This is a genomic window from Pseudomonas sp. NPDC079367, from assembly GCF_044542195.1.
Taxonomy (GTDB): Bacteria; Pseudomonadota; Gammaproteobacteria; order Pseudomonadales; family Pseudomonadaceae; genus Aquipseudomonas.
Genome location: NZ_JBITTW010000029.1, coordinates 68174 through 72451, shown reverse-complemented (window position 1 = coordinate 72451; position 4278 = coordinate 68174). Strand labels below are relative to the sequence as shown.

The following is a 4278-nucleotide window of genomic DNA, read 5'->3' as shown; positions in this document are numbered from 1 at the left end:
CTGGTGCACCGACCGGGCCACGCCCGGGCCGTGAGCCGCAGATCACTCCTACCGCTACATCGGAGAAGTAGGAGTGATGGCGGAAAGGTTCGCGCTTGTGCACGTTGGACAAGTGCACTTCGATGAATGGGATGCTCACTCCCAGCAGCGCGTCACGTAATGCGACACTTGTGTGCGTAAAAGCCGCCGGATTGATCAGAATGAAATCCACCCCTTCACCGCGCGCAGCGTGGATGCGATCGATCAATTCGTACTCGGCGTTGCTTTGCAGATGCAGCAGATGATGGCCGGCTTCGCGGGCGCGCCGCTCCAGATCCTGATTGATCTGCGCCAGGGTCGTCGACCCGTAGGTCCCCGGTTCCCGGGTGCCGAGCAGGTTCAGATTGGGGCCGTGCAGCACCAGTAGCGTTGTCATCTGCATTGTCCTTGTTATCAATGAGCAGTCGTCAGAACCCGGCGACTATGCCGCAAAGCCTTTGTGACTGTCCAGTTCCATGCAATAGCCAGCACGATGGCCGATGTTTGCGCGAAATATGTGACCAAGCGCTTTGATCTGGTCATTTGTGGCGCCTGGGCTGGCGCCTTTGCGAGCAAGCTCGCTCCCCCCTTGGAATGCGTGCCCCGTGGGAGCGAGCTTGCTCGCGAAGGCGGTTTATCAGACGCGAAAGGCCTGAACGGCTGTATGCAGTTGTCCGCCCAATACCAGCAAGTTCTCGCCCTGTTCACGCCCTTGGCCGATGCGCAGCAGGTTATCCCCACCCAATTGATGAATACGCTCGCTGTGATCGCGGATCTCGCTGACCGCGCCACTTTGCTGCGCGGTGACATCGGCGATGCGCACGGCGGTGTCGGCGATGGTCTGGATCGCGCCGACGATTTTGTCCAATGCGCCGTCCGCCGCCTGCGCCTGATTGGCCGTGGCTTCGGCGTGTTCGACCTGCGCGCGCATGCCTTCGACCGATTGCCGCGCGGCGGTCTGCAGGCCGGCGATCAGCGTCTGGATTTCCGCCGTGGCCCCGGCGGTGCGTTGTGCCAGCGAGCGCACTTCTTCAGCGACCACGGCAAAACCACGGCCCATTTCCCCGGCGCGGGCCGCTTCGATCGCCGCGTTTAGGGCGAGCAGATTGGTCTGATCCGCAATCGAACGAATCACCGTCAGCACGCCGCCGATGGTTGCTGATTCTTCTGCCAGATGTTCGATCATTTGCGCATTGCCCTGAACTTCACCCACCAGCGCATGCAGCCCGGTCAGGCTCTGGCCGATCACCGTCTGGCCATGCTCGACGGCCAGACCGGCATGACGGCTGGCATCGGCAGCCTGGCGGGCATCACCGGCCACTTGCTGAATGGTCGCCTCGAGTTCTCCCAGCGAATCGCGAATCAGCGCGGTATCGCCGGCCTGATGCTCGGCGCCGCTGTGCAAGTCATTGCTCAGTTCGGCGAGGGTGCGGCTGCTGCCTGCGACTTGCTCGGCGTTGCCGCGAATGGTGCCGACCAGATCCACCAGATAGGCGCGCAAGCGGTTGAGCGACGCTTCGATGTCGTGCAGTTCGCGATTGGTCTTGCCCAGTTGGATGTCGCGACTGAAATCGCCCTCGGCCCAGGTCGATAATGCCGGGGCGAGGTTGGTCAGGGTGCGGGCCAGGCGCCGCTGCAAGGTATCGATGAGCAGGGCGATCAGCAGAATCAGGCCGATCATCACGCCTTGCATCAGGCGCACTTCGCCTTGGATCTGCCCGTGTTGCGCGCGTACCACCGGTTCGAGGCCGGCGATGGCGTGTTGCACGCTGGCGATTTTTTCGTGGGTGGCGGCGCTGAGATCGGCGCGTTTCTGGATCTGCTCACGGGTGCGCGCCAGTTCCGCCGGATAGCGGCCAAGCAAGCTGTTCAGTTCGCGTTTGAGGCCGACACCGGCATCTTCGGCGGCGGCTTTATCAGTGGTTTCGATGCCCATCAGCGCGGCGAAATCGTCACTGCTCGATTCGTTGCTGGTGACCACCCCGAGCAAGGGCAGGGCATCGATGGCCTGGGCCTGAACGCGCATGTTGCTCACTTCGCGCTCGACATCGGCAGCCAGTTCACTGCGCCCGCTGCTCACCAGTTTGTCCCGCGCCAGCGACAGTTTGCCCAGATGCTGCGATGCGGCGAGCAGTGGTGCGAGGTAGGCGGCGTTGCCATTGGCGTAGGTGTTGAGCTGGTCGAGGCTGGCGCTGAGTTCGCGTTCGGCCTGCAACAGCAAGGCTTGCGGATCGCCCGCGAGTTTGCCGGCGGCGAGCAGGTCGGTTTTGCTGAATTCATCAAGGCTCGACAGGCTTGGCTGCACGGTGTCGGCCAGCGTCGGGGGCAGCTCACCCAGTTGCTTGTGCACGCTGTCTATGGCCTGGGCGGCGCTGCTCAGGCGCAGCGCGTCACCGCTGGCCAGATAATCCTCAACGTTGCGCGCGACTTCGTTCTGAAATTGTTGCGACAGCCCGAGGTAACGCTCCATCAAAAGATAGGGGCGTTCGAGGGCTTTTTGCGACCACCACAGCGTGGCGCCAAGGGCCACGCAGACGGCGACCAGCAGCAAAGTGTTGAGATTGGTGAGCAACTTCAGGCGCATGACGGCTACCAACGGCAGAAATGGTAAGCGCCTGAATTTATTGCGGTTCTATTACAGGGTTATGACCGAATCAGTGGATTCCGATGAAAAAGTGGCACTTTGCTTTGACTGGCGCGCGGTCTGCACCCGATTGCGTCCGGCACCTTTGGCACGGTACAGCGCTTCGTCGGCCTGGCTGGCCATCATCAGGCTGTCGGAGTCATCGCACATTTCCACCACGCCGGCGCTGAAGGTGCACCACAGATCCTGCGGCTGCGCCGGATAATGAATCTCGGCGAAGCGCTGGCGAATCTCGTCGAGGACTTTATGCGCCGCGTCGATATCGGTGTCGGGCATGACGATGGCGAACTCTTCGCCGCCGTATCGGCCAATGAAATCGGTCTTGCGCAAACGCTGCTTGAGAAAGAGCGCCAGGCTCTTGATCACCCGGTCGCCCATCGGGTGGCCGTGGCTGTCGTTGACCCGTTTGAAGTGATCGATGTCGAGCATGGCAAAGCTCAGCGGCTTGTTTTCGCGCCGGGCGCGGAACGAGCAGTCTTCGAGCAGCTGCAGAATGTGCGTGTGGTTGTACAGGCCGGTAAGGCTGTCGCGGACCATTCGCGCCTTCAGATTGCGCGCCCGTGCGGCGCGGTTGCGCACGGTGGTGATCAGATGACGTGGCTTGATCGGCTTGGTCAGGAAGTCATCGCCGCCTTCACTCATGGCGTCGAGCTGCTTGTCCAGGTCGTCTTCGGCCGACAGGTAAATGATCGGTACGCTGACGTAGCGGTCGTTGTGGCGAATGACCTTGGCCAGTTCGGTGCCGGTGCAGGCCGGCATATACATATCGAGGATGATCAGGTCCGGCTGGAAGTCCGCCAGTTCGGCCATCGCCTGGATCGGCTCGATCAAGGTGCGGGTGACAATGCCGGCGCTGTTGAGCAGGCGCTCGGTGTGCAAGGCCTGGGCGCGTGAGTCGTCGATGATCAGCACTTTATAAGGCTCGTACTGGGCGACACAGGTCAGCACTTCGATTTTTTCCAGCAGACTCGAAGCTTCGAGGGTGCCGGTGAGAAATTCCTGGCCGCCGGCGCGCACGGCGGCGAGACGGGTCGGGGTATCGGTTTCGTGCAGGCTGAAAAACAGCAATGGCAGCGGTTCTTCGAGCCCGACCTGAGCTTCGGCGGCGAGCTTCAGGCCGATACCGGGGCCACTGAAATCCACGTCGATGACAATCGCCGCTGGCAAACGCTCGACCATCGAGGAGCGAAACGCCGCCACGCTGTCCAGTGCCTGCGCGCTCAAACCGAAAAATTCCAGCTGCTTGGCCAGCCGTTCGGCGCGGTCGTGATCCTGCAACATCACATAGATCGGCTTGCGCAACGGTGGCAGGAAGGTCTGGTCGAACTGATCGCCGTGACGCAGACCGGTGCGCGACAGGCGTTGCATCAAGCGATTGAGGTCAGTGATCAGGCCGCTGCTGAGACGGCCACGGTTGGCGTCCACTGCTTGCAGAGACTGGCTGATGTGGTGCGCCAGCTGGGTGTGTTCCGGCTGTTCGAAGCGCTCGGCAAAACGCAGCAGGCGCAGATTTGCCTCGCTCAGTTCGGCGAGATCGACAGTGGACCACTCACTGCGTTGCAGGCGCTGCCATATCTCAAGAATCTGACGTGCCTGATGAATTACCGTAATTCATC

The 4278-nt window shown here is 61.6% G+C and carries 2 protein-coding genes and 1 pseudogene; all 3 read right to left on the bottom strand.

The window, feature by feature from the left end:
* A partial coding sequence (aroQ, locus tag ACIGDJ_RS20280) for a type II 3-dehydroquinate dehydratase (RefSeq protein ID WP_397504599.1) occupies positions 1–415 on the bottom strand: 415 nt, incomplete at its 3' end.
* Positions 416–655: 240 nt separating this feature from the next.
* Entirely contained in the window at positions 656–1699 is a 1044-nt protein-coding gene (locus ACIGDJ_RS20275; RefSeq protein ID WP_397504600.1) for a methyl-accepting chemotaxis protein, read from the bottom strand.
* Between the two features lie 954 nt (positions 1700–2653).
* A pseudogene (gene gcbA / locus ACIGDJ_RS20270) lies at positions 2654–4277 on the bottom strand (diguanylate cyclase GcbA).
* Between the last annotated feature and the right edge of the window lies 1 nt (position 4278).

Bases quoted from the DNA above. Each gene is read 5' to 3' on its own strand.
- ACIGDJ_RS20275 (WP_397504600.1), bottom strand. From the start codon at position 1,699: ATGATCGGCCTGATTCTGCTGATCGCCCTGCTCATCGATACCTTGCAG.